The 750-nt window shown below is 41.1% G+C and carries 1 protein-coding gene; it reads right to left on the bottom strand.

Annotated elements, in window-relative coordinates; all coding sequences use genetic code 11:
- A partial coding sequence (locus tag A3756_RS22995) for a DUF1329 domain-containing protein (protein WP_197481482.1) occupies positions 1–717 on the bottom strand: 717 nt, incomplete at its 3' end.
- Between the last annotated feature and the right edge of the window lie 33 nt (positions 718–750).

Raw genomic sequence — 750 nt, 5'->3', positions numbered from 1 at the left:
GGCGGGCGCTTTATTGAAAGTCAAAAAGTAAAACAAAATATTGTTAAGCTTTTTAAAGCTGCCTTTAGGGTTATGGAAGTTAAAAAACACTTCCGCCTGCTTGGTAATCGGAGAAAAAGAACCATCTCTCTGAACTGGCACTTCAGTCGAACGCAAGGTTGCAAAAATACCTCTCCATCTAGTCAAATGATTCCACATTGTCTGAAGGGCTTTATCTTCATTCTTTCCATGTAATATTGGAAAAGGAATACCACCGTATGCGTTCTGAATCCCCACCCCGCCTTTGGATAAAGACGATGTTTTGGCATTTTTCTTGGTATTTTCTAGGACCCAATCCGGCATCGAGTGCGAACGATGGGTTGGATATACATTGATCTTGAAGCTACTTGGGTATGCTTCAAACAAAGCATACTGACCTGGGGTCAGATAGTTTTTAAAACCTTTGTAGTTACTGTCATCAATGGTGAATTTGATATCATCAGAGGCAAAAGGGTCGATATGATGCTGCCCTGTCCCCTCATACCCCATTGGGGCTTCGGTAATCCCCCCAGTCCATGCAGGAATAGTTTTATTTTTATTCCCGGATTTTATCGAACCGAACGGCGTTAAAGAATTCCCTAACTTATTAACTTCTTTCGTTGAAACTTTCGCATTTGCATTGAGCGCACCCAAAACCAGCGCTAGCACACTACAAAGCAAAATAGACTTGTTTTTCATATGATTACCTTGAAACACACCCATTGTTGTATT

This window comes from Oleiphilus sp. HI0086, from assembly GCF_001635225.1.
The sequence above is the reverse complement of the archived record's forward strand: the minus strand, read 5'-3'. Positions and strand labels throughout refer to the sequence as shown.